The sequence below is a fragment of the Candidatus Thiodiazotropha sp. AKAK2 genome (genome assembly GCF_058244685.1).
In genome coordinates this window covers 49,315-69,638 of sequence record NZ_JBSYOP010000017.1, presented here as the reverse complement: position 1 = coordinate 69,638, position 20,324 = coordinate 49,315, and the positions used below count along the sequence as shown (strand labels likewise).

General features: G+C 48.5%; 20 protein-coding genes. 14 read left to right on the top strand and 6 right to left on the bottom strand.

All coding sequences use genetic code 11. The annotated features are described in order from the left end of the window. Positions 1-59 precede the first annotated feature (59 nt). The 7 genes from AC4IE8_RS06145 (at position 60) to AC4IE8_RS06115 (ending at position 8,191) form a co-directional block, all read left to right on the top strand. Positions 60-212: a hypothetical protein gene (locus AC4IE8_RS06145; RefSeq protein ID WP_490777383.1), complete on the top strand. Its 153-nt coding sequence runs from the start codon at positions 60-62 to the stop codon at positions 210-212. A gap of 139 nt (positions 213-351) precedes the next feature. Continuing rightward, on the top strand, positions 352-3,183 hold the full coding sequence (locus AC4IE8_RS06140) for a conjugative transfer ATPase (protein WP_490777382.1): 2,832 nt from the start codon (positions 352-354) through the stop codon (positions 3,181-3,183). After that, positions 3,180-3,605 (top strand): hypothetical protein, encoded by a 426-nt coding sequence (locus AC4IE8_RS06135; protein WP_490777381.1) that lies wholly within the window; start codon positions 3,180-3,182, stop codon positions 3,603-3,605. Before AC4IE8_RS06140 ends, AC4IE8_RS06135 begins: the two co-directional genes overlap by 4 nt. Further along, entirely contained in the window at positions 3,583-3,819 is a 237-nt protein-coding gene (locus AC4IE8_RS06130; RefSeq protein WP_490777380.1) for a hypothetical protein, read from the top strand. The genes AC4IE8_RS06135 and AC4IE8_RS06130 overlap by 23 nt, the downstream gene beginning before the upstream one ends. Continuing rightward, complete coding sequence (locus tag AC4IE8_RS06125) at positions 3,816-5,078, top strand: TraU family protein (RefSeq protein WP_490777379.1); 1,263 nt, start codon at positions 3,816-3,818, stop codon at positions 5,076-5,078. The genes AC4IE8_RS06130 and AC4IE8_RS06125 overlap by 4 nt, the downstream gene beginning before the upstream one ends. A 27-nt stretch (positions 5,079-5,105) precedes the next feature. After that, positions 5,106-6,536, top strand: coding sequence for a hypothetical protein (locus AC4IE8_RS06120; protein WP_490777378.1), 1,431 nt, complete (start codon positions 5,106-5,108; stop codon positions 6,534-6,536). Positions 6,537-6,577: 41 nt separating this feature from the next. Beyond that, complete coding sequence (locus AC4IE8_RS06115; RefSeq protein WP_490777377.1) at positions 6,578-8,191, top strand: conjugal transfer protein TraG N-terminal domain-containing protein; 1,614 nt, start codon at positions 6,578-6,580, stop codon at positions 8,189-8,191. A 44-nt stretch (positions 8,192-8,235) separates the two neighbouring features. Here AC4IE8_RS06115 and AC4IE8_RS06110 read toward each other — a convergent pair whose 3' ends face one another. Then, entirely contained in the window at positions 8,236-8,541 is a 306-nt protein-coding gene (locus AC4IE8_RS06110) for a hypothetical protein (RefSeq protein ID WP_490777376.1), read from the bottom strand. Between the two features lie 220 nt (positions 8,542-8,761). On the opposite strand from AC4IE8_RS06110, the gene AC4IE8_RS06105 reads away from it, so the two are divergent. Beyond that, complete coding sequence (locus AC4IE8_RS06105) at positions 8,762-9,652, top strand: hypothetical protein (RefSeq protein WP_490790566.1); 891 nt, start codon at positions 8,762-8,764, stop codon at positions 9,650-9,652. A gap of 51 nt (positions 9,653-9,703) precedes the next feature. Beyond that, complete coding sequence (locus AC4IE8_RS06100; protein ID WP_490777374.1) at positions 9,704-10,438, top strand: TraX family protein; 735 nt, start codon at positions 9,704-9,706, stop codon at positions 10,436-10,438. Here AC4IE8_RS06100 and AC4IE8_RS06095 read toward each other — a convergent pair whose 3' ends face one another. Then, a complete protein-coding gene (locus AC4IE8_RS06095; protein WP_490777373.1) occupies positions 10,439-10,864 on the bottom strand; it encodes a DUF3653 domain-containing protein in 426 nt (141 codons plus the stop codon). A gap of 159 nt (positions 10,865-11,023) precedes the next feature. Here AC4IE8_RS06095 and AC4IE8_RS06090 point away from each other — a divergent pair, with 159 nt between their 5' ends. Next, the gene (locus tag AC4IE8_RS06090) at positions 11,024-11,917 is read left to right on the top strand and encodes a tyrosine recombinase (RefSeq protein WP_490777372.1); all 894 of its coding nucleotides are present in this window, start codon (positions 11,024-11,026) and stop codon (positions 11,915-11,917) included. 237 nt (positions 11,918-12,154) lie between these two features. On the opposite strand, the gene AC4IE8_RS06085 is transcribed toward AC4IE8_RS06090, so the two are convergent. The 4 genes from AC4IE8_RS06085 to AC4IE8_RS06070 form a co-directional block, all read right to left on the bottom strand. After that, positions 12,155-12,886, bottom strand: coding sequence for a hypothetical protein (locus tag AC4IE8_RS06085; RefSeq protein WP_490777371.1), 732 nt, complete (start codon positions 12,884-12,886; stop codon positions 12,155-12,157). Positions 12,887-13,073: 187 nt separating this feature from the next. Further along, positions 13,074-13,454, bottom strand: a complete 381-nt coding sequence (locus AC4IE8_RS06080; RefSeq protein ID WP_490790565.1) for a helix-turn-helix domain-containing protein — start codon at positions 13,452-13,454, stop codon at positions 13,074-13,076. Between the two features lie 83 nt (positions 13,455-13,537). Then, complete coding sequence (locus AC4IE8_RS06075; RefSeq protein ID WP_490777369.1) at positions 13,538-13,906, bottom strand: metal-dependent hydrolase; 369 nt, start codon at positions 13,904-13,906, stop codon at positions 13,538-13,540. Positions 13,907-14,178: 272 nt separating this feature from the next. Further along, positions 14,179-14,442 (bottom strand): hypothetical protein, encoded by a 264-nt coding sequence (locus AC4IE8_RS06070; RefSeq protein WP_490777367.1) that lies wholly within the window; start codon positions 14,440-14,442, stop codon positions 14,179-14,181. Between the two features lie 410 nt (positions 14,443-14,852). On the opposite strand from AC4IE8_RS06070, the gene AC4IE8_RS06065 reads away from it, so the two are divergent. The 4 genes from AC4IE8_RS06065 (at position 14,853) to AC4IE8_RS06050 (ending at position 20,278) form a co-directional block, all read left to right on the top strand. Continuing rightward, a complete protein-coding gene (locus tag AC4IE8_RS06065; protein ID WP_490777366.1) occupies positions 14,853-15,767 on the top strand; it encodes a WYL domain-containing protein in 915 nt (304 codons plus the stop codon). A gap of 31 nt (positions 15,768-15,798) precedes the next feature. Continuing rightward, positions 15,799-18,648, top strand: coding sequence for an SNF2-related protein (locus tag AC4IE8_RS06060; RefSeq protein ID WP_490790564.1), 2,850 nt, complete (start codon positions 15,799-15,801; stop codon positions 18,646-18,648). Between the two features lie 189 nt (positions 18,649-18,837). Next, positions 18,838-19,185 (top strand): type II toxin-antitoxin system RelE/ParE family toxin, encoded by a 348-nt coding sequence (locus tag AC4IE8_RS06055; RefSeq protein WP_490777364.1) that lies wholly within the window; start codon positions 18,838-18,840, stop codon positions 19,183-19,185. Then, entirely contained in the window at positions 19,178-20,278 is a 1,101-nt protein-coding gene (locus AC4IE8_RS06050) for a helix-turn-helix domain-containing protein (RefSeq protein ID WP_490777363.1), read from the top strand. The genes AC4IE8_RS06055 and AC4IE8_RS06050 overlap by 8 nt, the downstream gene beginning before the upstream one ends. Positions 20,279-20,324: the final 46 nt, after the last annotated feature.

Genomic DNA, 20,324 nt, shown 5'->3' with positions numbered 1-20,324 from the left:
GCCATTGACACGGTAAAAATCCATTCGTAACGCAGTAGGAATAACTCATCGGAACAATCATGCCTTTACGTCGATTGCAAGAGACTCAAATCAAGATAATTCTGGTGGTGCATCAGGCGTGTTTTATTCCCTTACCACTGAGCGTGAACTTACGCTTTAAGGTGATGAATATGACGCAAAACCTGATTGCCGATAAGGCCGGTGTCGATTAATCCAGGATCTGCAAATCACTGGCAGGGCTACGCACACTACCCGAAAGCCTGAAACGTGAGATGCATAGCGTGCTCGGCATGGACGTATGGGAATACAAACCAAACAACGCAGAAGACAGCTAAACCACTGAGGTATATTGTGAGCAATTTATTGTATGAGACTACCGGTCAAGATCAGGATGCTCAAAACGAGCATGCTGAAGAATTTGCGTCCGTGCGTGAAAAATCGATCGAGGGTGGATTTACGCTTCTCAAACGATTGATCGGTCTATACCCACTCAAAGGCGATATACCGCTTGAAACTCGAGACAGTGACCTCCTGCTCAAGAAGCGCGCCTCGAGGACATTACCTGCCAAATCGTTTCTTTCCTTTGTCCCGTTTCGTTGGTACGACCCGGATTATCAACAGTTTGTCTGTGCGGATCGTCAGCGTCGCGGCCTTGTTTTTGAGCTGATTCCAGCAGACGTAGAGGGCAGGAACGATGAAATCATTGATGAAATGGCCGATAAACTGACAACGGCACTCCAAGCCTTACCCGGCAAAGAACCCGCATGGCTGCTTCAGATCTACATGCAAGATGAGCCAGTTGCCGCACAAGTTCACCGTCTTCGATCCTACATGGTCGAACACTCGCCTTCCAATCGACAAGTCTTTAACGAAGAATTACAAGATACAAAATTGCATCCATACTCTGAGGCCTGGTTAGAGATCATGGATGAGCATCTCAAGCTGACGTCTCGGCAACAAGGTATCTTTCGTGACGATATGGTCGGTGGTACGGCCTGGCGTGCCCGAGCAAGAACGGTCAGATGTGTGCTCACAAAAGCACCCGGCTCCAAAGTAGATCCGGATGAGCTGAATGGTGTACTGGAGCGGTTTCGTCAGACTTTAGTCGAAGGCGGGGTCAAGATCCACCTGTTAGATGGTGAGTCCCTCAGGGACTGGTTATTACCCTGGTATACCGGCGATGGAATCGATGCCTATCAATGGATCGAGAAGAACCCTTATCCAAAGGAAGATGAAGCAACTGGTGAATTACCCCCTGAATGGGATTTGGGTGAAGCCTGCATCAGAGGCCGCCTCAGCTTGGCGGATGAGTCTAATTTTTGCTGGCGACATGGGGATCGGTTTAATCGGTTTGTCACCTTACAGCCGCTACGGCATAAACCGAGAGCAGGCGTATGGACGCGTGAAACCACCGGGGGACAATCATCACCCTTTGATCGTCTGCCAGATGGCTCGATACTGGCCATCACAATCGTTTTTGATGCTCAAGATCTGATCGATGAGCGTATCTCTAAACTGTTGACGGTCTCAATCGGTGATGGTGCCGATGCCTCACTGACTGCAGAAGAGTGCAAATTATCACAAAGTTGGATAGCGAAAGGCCATCGGATGATATCTGTTTGTTCTGGTGTCTATTTATCCGCCGATAGCATTGAAGACTTGGAACTCAATACCAATAAGGTTGTTGCGGCGTGTTCGTCTGCAGGGTTTGATGCCATAGAACCCGGTGATGATCTTCTCTCGATTGATACCTATGTGAGAATGCTGCCGTTTTCTTGGAATCCGAAGGTAGACCGTAAGTTCATTCGAAGAGGTCGATTACAATGGGATTCCCATTTATCCCGCATCGTGCCATTTCTCGGTCGCGGCACTGGAACAGGTCACCCGGGTATTTTCGCATTTAACCGCATCGGTGTACCTCTGACCTTTGATCCACTCAACAGTCAGGATCGATCTAAGAATGCTCATATGTTAGTGCTTGGTCCGACTGGATCAGGAAAAACAGCAACTCTTGTCTCCATGCTGATGCATACCATGGCTGTGCACCGTCCAAGGCTTTTTCTTATCACGGCATTACCCACCTTTGGACTATTGGGCGCATGGTTTGAGCGTCATGGTTTTAGTGTTTTACACAAACACATCAAAAAAACCGAAGATATCTCATTACCACCCTTTGCTGACATCACAGAACTTGCAAAAGACGATGAAATTGATCAGGCGAGCGAGCAGAGTGAACGCGATATATTAGGTGAAGCCGTACTTGCTGCAAAACTGATGATCACAGGCGGCCGTAAACAAGACGAAGAGGCTTTGAAACAAGAAGATATCACTATGATCGGTAGTGCAATTATCAAAGCGGGTAAAAAAGCTGCTGCTGAGGATCGTCAAGCGCTAACGGAAGATGTGGTACAAGCATTTCGTGATTTATCACAGGGTGAAGGTAACTATACCCACAATCAACGCGAAAAAATGCTTGGAATGGCGGTTGCCATGGAAAAGTATACGCAGCACTGGGATGGTCAACTCTTCAATCGACCTGGCGAAAACTGGCCAGATGTTGACGTTACCATCGTGGAATTGGGTATGCTGGCACGGACTGGGTACGAATCACAATTGGCGTTGGCAATGACCGGATTGATGGGCCGTATCAATGATCGAGTTGAGCATAATCAATACTCAGGCCGTCCTAATATCACGTTGATCGATGAGGCGCACTTACTTATCCAGAATCCTCTGGTTGGCCCCTACATCAATAAAATCTCGGCTATGTGGCGAACATTTGGTGGTTGGTTGTGGATCGCCACACAAAATCTACGCCAAATCCCAGAATCATCGAAACAGCTGTTGAACCAACCCGAATGGTGGCTGGCACTCTCATCCGACCAGGATGAGGTGGATGAAATCAGTAAATTTAAGGATCTTTCGCCAGAAGAGAAAACGCTGCTGAAACAGGCCAGAAAAGAACCCGGCAAATACGTTGAAGGTGTGGTGATGTCCAAAAAGCTGCTGTCGCTCTTCCGTAATGTGCCACCGACACTAGCGCTTGCGATTGCTCAAACCGAGCAAAATGAAAAACAACAACGGCATCAAATCATGAAAGAGTTGGGGCTTTCAGAGGAGTTGGATGCCGCCATAGAAATCGCTAAACGTATTGAAGCCGGTAGAAGGGAATTCAGACTATGAAGATCATCATTTATTCAATGCTGTTGACGCTGCTGTTTTGCTCATCGGTTTATGCAGAAAGCGACACGATCAAAGCCCATGTGTTTGTATTGGATAGAGATCAGCAATATGCGTTGGCGGGTAAAACTCAAGCAGAGGAAAGATTACACCTGGTGTGGCACTACTGGAGCGATGTGGATCTGATTGAAGATGAAATGGGTAAAGCGTTACCCAACGATCAGAAAAAAGCACTTATGGTATTGAAACAACGTATCGCGTCCATGACTGATCAAGATAAGACGATGTTGGCTAAGTCATGGCGTGGTCGACATATGGCCAGCGATCTTAGTATTAATCCCGGAAATATGCCTGCCGTATGGGCGGATGGGCGCATCTTTACTCATGTAGAGGATCTGCGTCATGTCTTCTCAGGAATCAAATAAAAACGATCAAGCGTCAACAGGTACATCAGATGACATTGAGTGTATATGGTGCGGTATTTCGCGTCGGTTATTTCCGGATCTGGATATTCAATGGGCTGTTGTGGATAAAGACAAGCGAGTTGGCATATGCACAGAGTGCTGGAATGTCCTACCTGAGGAAGATAAACAACTCAAGCCAGCTACCCATGTAGATGAGAAGGGAGTCGTTGAATGAAATCCAAACTAATAATCTGCTTCATGATACTCGTACTGATCGTGTCTACCCCGGCCAAATCCGATGAATTTGGCATTGACGATCTTGTTCAAGGTTTTACAGCAGATGAGTGTCTTGATTACTGCATTGTTGGTGTTTGCTTTTGGTTGGTCGGGATCTGCCCATTTTGTGAGATTGAAACGACGGCAAAAATACAGCATCGATTACCTGATCTCATCGTTAGCGCCTATAAACTCCCAGGTGAAAACCCCTGGACCGAAGCAAGAAATGTGTATGGAGAATTTGCCCTGGATGCGCTGAGAAGCATCCAAGGTGATCACGCAGATGGGTCCGCGACCGTCTATTCAACCATGTACCACGACAGTGAAGAAAAATCGTCAGTTGCCTTTAATGAAGTGCAGGTTATCGGAAATCCAGTCGCTTACGTGAGTGAGTCAACGGACTATCTGTGTGACACGGAATCCGATCCCATTCCCTATTTTATGTCAGAAGTCGATGCAGCAGCTTGGAGGAACCCATATTCTGAGGGCCATCACCCAGAAAGCTACATACCAGGTATGCGTGAAATCTGGCCTATGGGAGGCAGTGTGTTTCCAAGAGTCGGTTACCTGAAGTCATACGACCCGCCAAAAGCGGCAGCCGTCATGGCGCAACGAGCCATCGATATCACACTACAAACCTGGCAACTACCCCATCTCTATATTCCATTTGGCTACGGTAAGATCAATCCAGATCTTGATAATGTTGTCAGTGATCCATCAAGCACAGACACAGGTCCTGATGGATTGGAATGTGCGGGTACTGATTCGGAGACGGGCTTGTGGTCGTATAGTGTTGAGTCTGTGACACCCGAATTCATCGAGTATATGAACTCGCTTGTTCAAACAGGCGGAGAAGGGGCGGGTAGTGAAGAACTCACGCGCATGCGTGGTGATCCCTGTGCAGACAATCAAGCCGATTGTAGTTCAAGCGGAGGATTTTGGGACGGGCTTTCCTGTCAATTGCAACAATACGTTTATTGGCTGGAGCCAGGCTTAGAAAGAGAAAGAGCTTGGCAAATGATCTCGCCCGTTCAACAAAATTACTGTGAGTCTTTCATCGAAGTACCTGATGACTGGTCGGATGATAAACAGACCGATGAATACACCTTTGGCTGGCAATATTGGCGTAAATACAAATGCTGTGTACCCACAGCAGGCATTTTCTTGGGGTCAGTCGAGTTTTCACCCATTTGTGTGATTGGATCGAACGATTACTAGCATCAACATTATTGTAGGGATACCCAGATGAACAAGTACTTATACATCGTTGTTACACTTTGTATGCTTTCTCCCATCAACGCTGTCCGTGCTGATATGCCCCCACCGGGTGAAAGTGAGCTCTTTTACGAAATCGGTGGTGGTCTAAATATACCTACGGATCTTGGTGGCAGAGATTATGTTCCCTTTAGTGCAGACATTAGCGCATCCTTGTTTGGTGCCTGCGGACAGTTCGACCCTCATTATTCTGTTCAGCAAATGATCAATGATTTCTCAGATGCATTCACGCAACTTGGCAGTTATTTTACTGCGATGCTCGGTGGATTACCGGGTTATATTTTCTGCCGATCGAATCCATTAGCGTGTCAGCTGCAGGAAAATATTACGGCACGTATGGAAGGGTTTTATAAAACGGGTATGGACTTTTGCCAAGAGTTTCAATCGAGTGTTGCATCGGATACGGACCAAACAAGAGGTTGGCTAAAATCGATTCAAGCTGAGGAATGGGAAGATAACGCAGGAAACGATGAAAACCCGGAAGAAACCAGTCGTGAAGTGAGTCAAGTTGACGGCTCATCGGGCGTCACCTGGATTGGAGGTGTACGTGCCGGCGGCCATGGCCAACCCCCCTTACGGGTTGTTGCAGATACGGTGAAAGCGGGTTACAACCTACAGTTTGGTCGGAATGTATTGAATAGCTCGGTCCTTAATCTGTCTAATGAAGATGCTGCCAATAATCCGATCGCCAGATATTGGCGTACTCCTGAAGAGGCCGCTAAGTGGGTGACTGAAGTCATCGGGGAAATACGTCCTGATATTGATGAGAGTGCATCAGGTATATCACCCATAGGCATCGGCTCAACAGATACCAGAGATTCCGATGGTGATCACGGCGAAGGGGGCGAGGATGTTGTTGTGACTCATGAGTTTCTCACGGCAGACAACAACTCGCCAGCGCTTGGCTTGTTACCTAAGGTTCATATTGAAGAGCAACCCATCAGAGATCTAATTGAGGAGTACATCAATACGGGTATTATGCCTTCTAACGATGATCTTCAATCTATATCGGGTACCAGCTCCACCGCCGTTCTGACTCCGGAACTACTGAGAGCACTTCGAGCCTCACCAATGCGGGATGTCCTTGGGGCTCGCCTAGCGAGAGAAATAGCGATCGCTAACGTTGCACAGATGGCGATGGCCGCCAGGCGTGCATTGATTGCTGGATACAGTGAACCCAATATCTCTTCCTATGAACCAGCACGTCAGCAACTCGCTTATCGTCAGGATCTCATGGACAAAGAGATTCAAATGTTACTCACTGAGAAAGATGTCAGTCGTATGTTGGTCTCAGATACGGCTCTAACCCTGTTACGCAATTTCAGATCAAGGCGGCAATCCGGACCCGGTGAAAGTAGCAACTCAGGACCGTTTATGCAGGGCGGTTCAGTCACTCAGTGAGTATGTGTTTGCCTGTCAGCAACTTGAATGAGGGGTAACCTATGGAAGCCGGTAGTGTATTTGGCTCTTATACCTTCCTATTCGGATGGTACATCTTCGATATGCTTGTGGGTGTACTCCAAGCTACCGCCTTGTGGTTAGTGCCATTCTTTGTGGTCTTTTTTGAATCGACAATAGGCCAAGCAGGGGCAGGTAGTTATCGAGGATTTCATGAACGGTCGCTTGGTACGATGGAAGTCGGCGTCTATGTTAAAGCGGTCGTCATCGCCTTTTCGTTATTGCCCCTTGTTTCTGTGAATTCATCCTCATTCACCTATTCGGATGAGACAAGCACCTATACGCCAGGCAATACCAACACCACGTTTGATAACACACTCACATCGCTACCGCCTCAAGTACAGGTCCCCTTACTTTGGTACACGGTAAGCTCATTGGCGGGTGGTATCAATGCCGCCATCGAGGCTATTCTTCCAGATCAGGAAGATATCCGGAGCTTGATGCACAGCATGGGTCAACTATCGATCCATGACCCTGCGCTACAAGCGGAAGTGAGACGATTCAACCGAGATTGCTATCAACCTTCGATATCCGCCATTCGATCATTCAATTTAGGCGGTGATTCAAGTGCTCAAGCGCCCGTTCAAATGGTCACAGACTTCAATACAGCACAAAATCTCTATGAGGGTGAGATCTACGGTGATCTAAGTTACATCGGGGCAAGACAGCTGCTCAATACACGTGGGTTATATCGACTGTGTAATAGCCCAGCGGATTGCCCTCATCAAGATGCGATAGGACCCTATTCACCGGTATCTGGCTGGGAGACGATCTACGATTTCTCCTCGCCGGCCAGGTCAGGACCGAGCTGTGCAGACTGGTGGTCGAGTCCAGCGAGAGGTTTGAAGCAAAAACTGATTACCTACATGGAATCAGAGCGTTCGGACATAACAGACTCAATTGCGGATAGCTTTACGGCCTGGGGCGCCACTATCGGTGTGGTGAATGCCGAAGATCGAGGTGACGCAATTATCCAGCGCGCCTTATCAAATACCGGTAGCCTGATCTATGGTAGCAACTCGGCTGAAGGCCATAACTCTGTTACAAACTTCAAAGATTTTATCGATTGGGTGGTGGGGACATTTTCCGCCGTAACAGGCAACGGCATTCTGTCTCTGCTCAACGGGGTCATTGTGGACAGTCTTCCGCTACTGCAAGGCTATTTGGTTCTAATTATTGCCGCTCTTTTACCTTTGGTGATGTTGGTGACACTCTACAGCCCAAAACCAGTAATCACTCTGGCCTTTTTTATGATGGCTGTCCTGTTATGGCCTGGGATGTGGTCGATCGCCCGTTGGATTGACAATGTATTATTAGAATCGATATTTGACGGCTACTCAATCCTGGGGATGCAGCTCAATGCGCCAGCAGCGATTCTCTCTATCATTGCGATGTTAGGATATATCGGGATACCAGTTGTTTTCAGTAAAATGCTTGTTGCAGCTGGAAATGAAGCAGGAAACCATGTAATGGGTGCTGTTGGTAATCTGCAACAAGGCTCGCAGAGTACGATTAGTCAAGGTGCCGGCACAGTTGCAGGGGGGGGCAAGAAGATCTCAGGAATGGCGGCTAAGGACGCACGTAGCAATCTCAAATAACAATGAGTGCGAGATACTATGTGACTGATAGAGACTACGGACGATTAAGGTGGATCGCAAGGAGTTCCATATTTATCAGTCCACTTACCAGTATAAGAATCACGACAATAGGGTATGCCAGCTTCATTAGCTTGCCAAGGATCATCCTCTTCATCCTTGTTGCTGGCCTTACTGGCTGCTTCAAGACCCGACATCAGTGCAACGAAGGCCTCAAGCAGCACAACCCCAACCGCCCAGAAAAAACGACTGGTCTTGACCCACGTTGGGGTCTGCCGGAAGGCATTGAGTTTGGCCAACAGACCAGTAAGTTTCGTTGGCCTTTTTTCGTGGGTTGCGGTGTAGGTCTTCATGTCTGGAATCCCTGTGTGTTAAAGTCAGTCCCTTACAAGGATAAGTATATGATCGGCCGAGGATTGTTTCAACAATCATTCCCTGACTCTTCAGGTCTTTTATACCCAATCCTTCGTTTTTTCTTTCTCGGACATTTGATTAATGTCTCGTTACTCAATCGCTTAACATCATTCAGTTTTTAGATAAGGCGTTTAATTATAGCTGACAAGGAGCGTTACTATGAATTTGTTACTTTCTAAATCACTACCCTTGGCTCTTTTGTTTTCCTTGTTTGTTGGCTGCGGGGGAGGGGGTGGACAATCTGATTCTTCATCAAATAATGAGGATTCGGATGCAGATGACATTGATCTCGATATCACTACATTCGAGTATATGGGTAACGAATCACCTACCATTGTGACAAGTTCGAATCTTGTTCAATTGGCATATGCCGTAGCACAGACCGTCAAAAATCTTGGGTTGTATGATGTCATTCTTCAAACTGAAATGCTGAGAACAACCCGTCCATTTCCGTCAGATGCTACCAGCTCACTATCCTTAACGAGCGACCCACACTGTGTCCCTACTGGATCATCGACTTCTGAACACAATGTGTCAGGCACGATCAGTAAGTATTCATTTACCGATTGTGGCACCAACGGGAGAGATCGTAATGGGACCTACTATGTGTCTGGCTATAATACGATTGTCCATGAAGATTCCCTGGCTGGTCCATTTGTGAGTATTCTTGATGGCGAAGTGCTCGATGAAAAGGGGTACTCAGCACGCATACATCGCACATTGAGATGTGATTTCGATAGTTGTGTCTTCGTGGTCGATTATTTTAGCGATGACGACTTTGTCTATAGGATGACCGATATTTATCGTACCAGCAGAAGCCGTAATACCGGAATACAGGTAAGTGGCCGTGCCTACCATCCAGATCTGGGTTATGTGGAGTTCGAAACAGATTCTGACTTGAGGATCGATTTGAACTGTGAGAGCACGCACCCAAGTGTTGGGAGGGTCGTCTTTTCTGGCAGTAATAATTTACAAGGTTCAATCGATTTTATCAGCTGTACGCAGTATGTCGTTTCAAATGGCTCGTCAAGCTATGTCATGAATTGGTAGTGCACTATCAATGACTAATATTTTTCTTCATCATTGATTAATAAGGTCAATATGTTATCTACTACCAACGCTCAAAACGCTTCATTATTTGTTGATCTACCATCGATATCTATTTCGAGTGGTTCATTGGAGTTTTTAAAGTGGTTTGCCTTTTTGGCAATGATTGCTGATCACATTGACGTGTTTCTCTTCAATCGACAAATGCCATTTCTGTATGAGATAGGTAGATTGGCTATGCCTATTTTTATGATGGTTCTTGTCTATAATTTAGCTCAATCGGCTATTGATAATCATCAGAGTTATTGGAGAGTGGCTTGTCGATTGTTCGTCTACGGACTCATTTCTATTCCAATCATTTATCTCCTGAGACAAAATGCTGGTCTATCTGAGACATTTCCGCTCAATATCTTGTTTACGTTGCTTGTTGTAACGCTATTCTGTCAATTATGGGAAGGTGGAACAACTCGGGATTATACGCTAGCCATCCTGTTTCTACTTGCTGGTGGCATCTTTGTGGAGTATTTCTGGCCTGGTCTCTTATTTGGGGTATCTGTCTGGACCTACTTTCGATATAGGAACTGGTATTTCTTCCTGGGTGTTGGCATACCTGCTCTGGGATTGATTTGTTTATTTAACGGCAATCTGTGGGCGATTGTGTCAATACCCATCATATTGGTTTTATCTAAAATACGAATAAAAATCCCACGATTTCGCCACATCTTCTATGTGCTTTACCCATTACACCTTGGGCTACTACTTGCTGTTCAATTATTGATTCAGAATTAATTAAGCTTCATGCTCACGGAATTCATACCCGTGGTAGTAATCCTGGTCATAAAGTTGTCCGGTCTTCTGATAGAGCTCTGCTCTTAATGAGCGAACCGATTGATCCAACCAATAGATGGACATGATGTCGCCAGGTGTATGGCCTGATCCTACTGGACTCCATATTTTTCCTTTTCGGATCTTCCAGCCTTCCCATCCATTATGGATGAGATATCCGGCACGGCAGAGTATGAGTCTGTAAACAGACACCTTTACATCTATTGTACCCCGTTCCATTTTTCTGTAGTAACTTTCCTCGATACCGCAGAGTTCAGCGGCTTCTCCATAATTAATACCAGCTAAATGTCTTGCTGTCCGTAGCATATCCTTCGTTGGATTAGGGTTTAAAAAATCCATGCCCTCTGCATCTGGGCTGATATTACTCATATCTAATATCCTCTATTTGGTCATTTGCAATGACACACAGTATTTTGATTTAATGTTTAAGCTTAGAACTTCTGGTGGTTCATGATTAGTCACTTAACATTATATGACATGGAGTCATTGTTATCGACAAGCACTTTTTGTGTATAAAAGGGATTTTTGGTGTATGAGTGGGTTGATTATTACTTTTCTCACCTAATGGTGGAGCGTAGGCTTCCGCCGAACACAATAGCTTCTTATAAACGAGATCTGGCTTCTTTTACTGGTTGGATCCGTTGGCGAAGTATTGCTCAATGGTCTGAGGTTAGTGATATACAAATAACTAAATATATAGGGTTTCGCAGTCGTGATGGTATGTCCATTGCTACTTTGCAGCGAGAGCTCTCTTGTATTCGATCATTCTTTAAGTACTTGATGGCAGAAGGGGTTGTACAGACGAATCCTGGTAAGTTGGTTCGTCTCAAAAGACAGCCCAGAAAGCTACCCTATACATTGAGTCAGGAAGAGATTAAAAAACTACTCGATGCGGATTTTGATCATCGATCACCTACCGATATTCGTGATCATGCAATTTTAGAATTACTCTACTCGTCTGGGATCAGGCTCCAAGAACTCGTACAGCTCTCCCTGGTAGATATCGATTTTGATGAGAGGGTTCTTATTGTCACAGGAAAAGGATTAAAAGACCGATACGTGCCTTTTGGGAGCATTGCGGCAAAAGCTATCGAATTATGGATGTCCGTTCGATCGCTACTTGCGAATGAAAATGAAATTGCTCTGTTTGTCGGTGCAAGAGGAAAGCGCATATCACGATCTGTTGTTAGAAAATCATTAAGTGATTTATCAGATGAGGTGTTACATAAGCACGTTTACCCTCACTTGCTCCGTCACAGTTTTGCAACTCATTTATTAGAGTCTCGGTGCGACCTGAGGGGTATACAGGAATTGCTGGGCCATGAAAACATCAACACAACCCAAATTTATACGCACCTGGATATTAAAGCGATCGAGGATGTATACAGGGAGTCTCATCCTCGCGCTAAGTTGAAAAGGTGATCGTTCTAATTTAGCTTCGATAATTTCTTATCTTAGAGATACCATTTAATATACTCAGGCCAATACTTTCTTTTTTACGATTTCAGATTGTACATGGCCATGATGGCGATCGAGGCAACCCCAGCTACATGTCAACTTCCATTCACTGAATAGATCTTTCAGCAGATGTGCTCTGTAATAATGCCTCTTGGATGATTGATCCATACTAGATTCACCATTAACCCACTAGCTCTTTTTTCAGAAGCGGGTCAGCTTGCTTAATGTGTCCGAACCGGCAAGTGCTTTGCTGTCATCATAATAGTCAAACCAGGGCAGGCTGGCTTCTGTATAATCCTTGGCAGTCGTAGGTTTATGTGGTGGTTGATGCCCGGTAATCATCTGGTATTGCTCACTGTTGGTCAGATGGATGAAGCACCGGAAACCGTTGTCCTGATCCCATGCGTCAATACCGTATTCGTCCTCATAAATCTCCTGCCGCATCAAGCCGCCTGGTGCCAGACCCATATCCGGGGCAGCCGATTCGCAGACCAAACGACTGAACATCGGCATATCAAGGTAGTCCATGTCTGCTTCCACGGTGCGCTCGAAATGTTCGACGTAATAATCATGCTTCATCGGGTAGACAATAATCTGGAGTCCGCCATGTTCAGCCGTACCGGTAATCTGCTCCTCGGCTGTGAAGCCTTCACCCAGGGGCATGACAACAAACTGTCGAATGAAATCTTCCGAGACATTGAATCCATCCAGCCAGGACTGTTCCGGAATCACCGCATAGTCCTGCGGACCGGCCGAAAGCCCATTGCTCCAGGGTTCCCCGGATACGGCATTGATCTTGCCGGCGGCGATCTTGAAGGCGCAGGGGTAGTCACCGGAGAAATTGATCCACAGTGCCTCTGACTGATACATGGGTATGAAGACGCCACCGTGTGTCCGCCAGGTATCAGGCAAATTGTCTGCGAAGTCATCCACGTGCTCCACCGGGAAACGACCCAGGCCGGGGGGAGAGGGTATTCCCGGTTGTCATCCGGGATTCGCAGGGTGCGCTGGAAGTCGATGCTGCACGTCGCTTTTTGGTGGACCTCCGGAAACAGGAAGGTCAGTTGGTTGATCATTAGTTCGATCATTGTCTTTTCTCCCCTGAGTCACTATTCAGGTGTTACCAGTCGCCATCACGGACATCCCGGGCAATACGTAACAGAGCGTGATCCGGTGCGGATTCGAGCTGGCGGATCAGATCCGCGAACAGTTGCGGGCGCTTACGAATGATCTCCTGCAAATCCGACGATACCTTCCCGGCCATAGCCAGCAGCACATCCGGGTCTTCGCCGAGTTCCTCGGCCAATGCCCGGATTTTTGCCTCGGACGGCGGCGCCACATCCCCGCGCTCTATCTTGCTGAGGTAGGCGGGCTCCACACCAATTCGCTGAGCGACCTGCCGGACGGAAAATCGCCGATCCTGTGACTTCAGGGCCTCGCGATGTTCACGGATGTGCTCTCCAAATGTCATGTGTAGTATATAGTATACATCTGATTCCAAGGCAAGCTTTCTGTGTGATGTCGGTCTAATTAATTGCTAATGTGGGGTAGCTTATGAAAACGGGGCCTTGATCTACGCCGCTATCAGAGACGACCTACTAGAGGCAGTGAACGACTGGTTAGCGCGTCCAGCGCCAAATGACTGAGATATGCGGCGCCGCCAACCAACAGGATGCCCCTTAGAACTTTGTCGAAATCATCCTGCGGTTCCCAATGGTAGATCTTATGCATTCCAGTAGCCAATAAAACAAGCACCACGATGCTATGGAAGAACTGTCGATGGTTAGGGTTACCAAGGGCGGGTTCGATCATATCTGGAAGTTTCCCTAAGAGCGCACCAATGGGAATGGCGGCAGCAGGATGATGTAGTGCGCCAGATTTTTCTGACGCGTCATTTTGAGTTATAACGAATGCTGCGACTGCGCCTGCTAACTGGTGGGTGGGACCATTCATTGCTTCTCCTTCAATTATTTTAATTTTTCTTTACAGCCTCAATCAGGCTGTCACAGCATCCCGAAACCTCGAATTTCAGTGAATCGAGATTACGGCCTTTGACGTTGATTTTGGGTTTCTGACCATGTTCAGGGCAACGTGTGGATCCAACCGCTTTGGTAATCGAGTCTTGCACTGATTGAAGCATGCTTGACTCGAGTGCATCACCGATATTTCGTGGAGACACCTTCCTGCCGTTTATTTCAAAAGAAATGTCAATCATATAAGTGCCCTCAACTGAACGTATATTCTTGCCAGGGGATGCGACTCGGATGGACCTTCCTCAAGAAATTCACGATGTCATTCCGCCCCCAGTAGGTTGGAGTTCCGCGAGAGTCTTGCCCCATCAGCACAATTGGCATGCCCGGAAACAGTGGCTGGACGGATTGAACTGCCTGCTGGCATTGCATCTGCGACCTCAAAATATGTTTTTTCACAACCGTGATCGCAAAAGTCACGCCTTGTTCTTTGATTACTGCACCTTGGAGTTTAATCATCAGGTAGTCTCCGTTTTCGATAATCTGGCAGGCCCCCGGAACCACTGGGAGCAAACCACTACTTTTCTTTCTTTACGCCCTTGAACGGGGACTTATCAGACGTTTTCACATCCATAAACTGACCGGTTGCGGTATCGCGCTTAACCCAGTTGCCAGCTGGGGTCCTAGTCTGTGAGCGCTGCCTGGCGGCGCCATTTCGGTGTCCATCGCCTTTCGGAGGGTTGGTGGCCATAGCTGAACTCCATTGCAAAATGAAAGAGCAGGCAGAGCAGGTCTCTAGCTAGCATGCTACTATCATCAAAATGATGATGTCAAGTGGTATTAATGATCGTAGCATGAAAAAAGAGTACTACAAGTCGTCATATTAGGGCAGAATACTTCACTATTTGGAGCTTGGGAGATGATTTACGGTGCTTCTTTCAGAAATAAGCCAGGTACAAAAAGAACGGTTATCCCATATAGATTTCAGGGCGTATTTCCTGGGGGGAATCGGTCGAAGCGACCTTGTGTCCCGGTTTGGCATTGGGGAGGCGGCGGCCACAAGAGACATAACCCTATATAGAGAGCTGGCGCCGAAAAATCTCGAGTACGACACACAAGTCAGGTCGTATCTTAAGTCCGAGGCGTTCAAACCTCTGTTTGATTACTCGCCCGCACAGGTTCTGGCCGCGCTTTCGCATGGCTTCGGCGAGGATTTCGTCGGTAGTCACAAGGCGATGATTCCATGCGCGACGCCGGCCGAACTGAACAAACCTATATTACCTGTCCTTGCCGTTCTCACTCGGGCTATTCATCGCAAGAGGGTGGTCCGCATTCAGTATCGTTCAATTGATTCCGGCCTGAGCACTCGTGAAATTGTTCCATTTGTTCTGGTCGATAATGGCCTGCGCTGGCATGTGCGCGCATATGACCGAAAGCGGGAAGCCTTCATAGATTTTGTGATAACTCGTATCACGGATCCAGTCATTACCGACAGCGAACCACAAGAGCATGAAACACGCGAGGCGGATATCCAGTGGAATCGCATCGTAGAGATGGAGTTGGTGGCTCACCCGAAGTTGCTGCACCCGGAAACCATCGAAATGGATTATGCCATGCAGGATGGTGTACTGAAGGTCAACGTACGAGCTGCCGTTGCGGGCTATGTGTTGAGACGGTGGAACGTAGACTGCACGGAAGATCATAGCCTAAGGGGGACGGGAAACAACAGCCAGAAAGGGGCAGAGTATCACCTCTGGCTTCGAAACAGGCAGGCACTATACGGCGTTCAGAATCTGGTGCTGGCGCCAGGCTACATGACTGAAACAGCCTCCGGTAAACAATAACGAGTAAGTATCAGGGAAGTGCTAGACAACAATGATTACTGATTACCATGCCAAGATTTTCGCTCATGAATTGAGTAAGCGGTATTCCGTGGCGGATGCCGAAAAGCTGGCGGGTACGTTGTTCGATGCTCAAGTTGATTTGAACCCACATCAGGTCGAAGCTGCTCTGTTTGCCTTCAAATCGCCTCTGTCAAAAGGGGCGATTCTCGCGGACGAAGTTGGTTTGGGTAAAACCATTGAGGCCGGTCTTGTGTTGGCGCAAAAATGGACCGAACGGAAGCGACGCATCCTGATTATCACGCCTGCTAACCTCCGCAAACAATGGTCACAGGAGATCGAGGAAAAATTCTTCCTGCCTACGATGATCCTGGAAGCCAGGAACTACAACAAGATGATCAAGGATGGCAAACGACATCCTTTCGAGCAAAAAGTGCTGGTGATCTGCTCCTTCCAGTTCGCCGCTCGCCATGCTGAGGAGCTCATGGTCACGCCATGGGATTTGGCGGTGATTGATGAAGCTCATCGGCTTCGTAATGTCTACCGGCCGGACAACAAAATTGGCAAAGCGCTCAAGGGGGCGCTCGCCAACACCCCCAAGGTGCTGTTGACTGCCACACCGCTGCAAAACTCCCTGATGGAGCTTTATGGACTCGTTAGCATCATTGACGATTACACCTTTGGGGATGCCAAGAGTTTTCGAACTCAGTACGCTCGTCTTACCGGTGAATCTCTATTCAACGAACTAAAAGGTCGCCTTGCGCCGGTATGCCAGCGCACACTGCGTCGGCAAGTGCTCGAATACATCCGCTATACCAACCGCATACCCGTTACGCAGGAATTCGTCCCAACCGATGACGAACAGGCACTCTACGACATGGTATCCGATTATCTGCGTCGTCCCAGCCTGCAAGCCCTGCCGTCCGGCCAGCGTACACTCATGACGCTTATCATGCGCAAGCTGCTGGCATCGTCCACCTTTGCTATCGCCGGCGCTCTGGATTCGTTGGCGCGAAAGCTCGAACGGCAGCTTAAGGAAGACAAAGATCTGAAGTCGCGTCTCGAAGAAGAGATCGCTGAAGACTACGAAGAATTCGACGAGGTTGCAGATGAGTGGTCCGATGAGGATGCCGAACGTGAACTGCTTACGGAAACTGACATAGAAGCGATCAAGTTCGAGATCGATGATCTACGCACCTTCCGTGACCTCGCCGTTACCATTACCGAAAACGCCAAGGGGCAGACCTTGCTTGGCGCTTTGAACGTCGGTTTTGCTAAAGCTGCAGAGCTTGGCGGTCCGGAAAAGACCATCATCTTTACCGAGTCCCGCCGCACACAGGACTACCTGGTGCGCTTGCTCTCAGAGAATGGCTACGACGACAAGCTCGTACTGTTCAACGGATCCAATAACGACCCACAATCAAAAGAGATCTACAACACCTGGCGTGAGGTCAACAAAGGCAGCGACAAAATAACCGGCTCACGCACCGCAGATATACGTGCTGCTTTGGTGGATTACTTCCGTGAGAAGGCATCTATCATGATCGCCACCGAAGCCGCAGCGGAAGGTATCAACCTGCAATTCTGTTCCATGGTGGTCAACTACGATTTACCCTGGAATCCACAGCGTATAGAACAGCGCATTGGCCGTTGCCACCGGTACGGCCAGAAATACGATGTGGTAGTGGTTAACTTCCTCAACAAGAATAACGCAGCCGATCAGCGTGTATATGAACTGCTGGCAGAGAAGTTCCAGCTCTTTTCCGGTGTGTTCGGGGCCAGTGACGAAGTACTGGGAGCCGTTGAGTCCGGTGTCGAGTTCGAGAAACGTATTGTCGCCATCTACCAGAACTGTCGAACCACCGAGGAGATCGAAGAAGAATTCGAACGCTTGCAAACGGAAATGGATAGTCAGATCAACGCTTCCATGGAGGATACACGGCAAAAGCTGTTGGAGAATTTCGACGCGGAAGTGCATGACCGTCTCAAAGTGAATCTTAGCAAAAGTAAAGAGTATCTCGATCGCTATGAACGCATGCTCTGGTCGATGACGCGTCATGAACTGTCTGAGCATGCGACGTTCGATGACGCCTACCTGACCTTTACCCTTAACACACAACCGGATGGCGTCACTGTGCCAATCGGCGGCTATCACCTGTCCAAAACCAGCCTTGATGGTCACCGGTACCGCATCGGTCACGCGCTCGCCCAGCATGTTCTCGGCATTGCAGGCTCACGCAAACTCAACGGCGCAGAATTGATCTTTGACTATTCAGCATGGCCTCTGAAAGCGGTGAGCGTGGAGCCGTATGTAGGTAAGTCCGGCACAATGACTGTACAAAAGCTCTCTGTCAGAGGCGCTGACGACCAGGACCATATCATTATTGCCGCCATCACCGACGACGGCGAGCGATTAAAACACAAGGCTGCCATTCGGCTTTTTGAACTGCCATCGAAGATGAATAGTCAGGCAGATCTGGCCGCGCCTGCTTCTGTAAAGCGAATCGTTGAAAACGAACGCAAGATCATCCTGGATGAGCTTGCCGCGCGCCAGGCCGCATGGTTCGACGACGAAATGGACAAGCTCGACAACTGGGCGGAGGACAAGCGCGCCGGTCTCAAGGCGGATTTGAGAGAGCTGGATGACCAGATCAAGACACTGAAAAAGGAAATTCGGCAGACAGGTAATTTGCCTGACAAGCTTGCTCTCCAGAAGAAGATGCGTCCACTCGAGCAAAAACGGGATGAAGCGTGGCGAGCCTACGACGCTGCCGCCAAAGAGATTGAAATCCAGAAGGACAGGATACTGGATCAGGTGGAGACGCGGCTCGGGCAAGAGGTTACCGAAGAAGAACTGTTCACCATCAGATTCAGGGTCAATTGAGTGAGACAGGGAGTGCTGTGGGGCAGTGGGGCGCCAGGAGTCCGCGAACTAGATCAAGGAGAACAATATGTTACGAGAATCCAGGCCGGAACTCAGCTGACGACAACCATGCCGGCGGTGGCGCCAGATTTGGCAAAATAGTAATGGATATATAGACAAAAATGTATTAACCTAATAGGTAAGTAAAAATTGATTGATATCGATTTTGCCAGCAAGAAGCTGCAAAAGCAATTTAACGAAGAAAAGACGATGCTCAAGGCCTTCGGGCAGCAGCGCGCAAAGCGAATCAAGGTGGTGATGACGGCATTACGGGCAGCCCCAAACCTGGGTGTATTTGCACCGCCCTACAGTCCACCACACCGGTGCCACGAACTGACGGGCAAGCGCAAAGGCACGCTCAGCCTGGATCTGGACGGCCCGTACCGTCTGATCGTCCAGCCGTTACACAACCCGCTACCGGTGCGGCCGGAAGGTGGGCTGGATTGGCACCGTATTACAGCCATCAAGATATTAGGCATTGAGGACACCCATGGATAACGCAGCTATCAACCACTACACGCCTGACTATACAGTCACTCCCGGCGAGGTGCTGGGCTACGAGCTCGAACTGCGTAACATGAGTCGAACCGAACTGGCCAAGCGCACGGGCTTAAGCGAAAAGCACATCATTGCCATCCTCAAGGGCAAGGGCACGGTCATTATCACGCCTGAAACCGCCATCAAGCTGGAGCGTGCCCTGGGTATGCCAGTCGAGTACTGGCTCAATCTGGAGGCCCACTACCAGGAGACCCGCGCGCGGTTGGCGGAAGAGGTTCAGCTGGAAAAAGACCTCGGCTGGCTCAAACGTATACCCGTCAATGCTATGGTAAAAATGGGATGGCTAAAAAAGCATAAGGACAAAAAGCAGCAGCTCGATGAAGTGCTGCGCTTCTTCGGTATTGCCAGCGTGGAACAGTGGGATGATATCTGGCCCAACGTGGCCGTCGCCTACCGTCAGCACAACAAGCACGAAATCTTCCCGGAGGCGGTTTCCGCCTGGCTGCGCCAGGGTGAACTGGAAGCCACAAACATCGCGTGCCAGCCATATGACAAACCCGCATTTCGGCAGGCGCTGGATGATATCCGCGCCCTCACGGCCGAAACCGATCCCGCGCATTTTGTTCCCGCCTTGCAGCAGCGTTGTGCCCAGGCCGGCGTCGCCGTAGTGTTTATTCCATGTCTGCCCAAGACCGGCGTCAGCGGAGCAACTCGCTGGGTTAGTTCCGACAAGGCCATTATCCAGCTCAGCCTGCGCTACAAAACCAACGATCATCTCTGGTTCACTTTCTTCCATGAAGCCGGGCATATCCTCTTACACGGCAAGAAGGAGCTGTTTATTGAAGGTACGAACGGTATGGATGGTGAGAAGGAAGAACAAGCCAATCTCTTCGCCGAGCAGGAGCTGCTACCGAGAAAGGCCTTCAACAATTTCGCTACACAAGCGCCGTTCAGTAAAGCGGCTATCTGCCAATTTGCACAGGAAGTGGGTATTGCTCCCGGGATTGTGGTTGGGCAATTGCAACACAAAAGACTGCTGCCGCCGACGCATTGCAACGATTTGAAGGTCAGGTATCAATGGAGTCACGAGTAGTGGCCAATAGTGGGAACAGTCCTGAAATGAAATGGATGAGCAATAA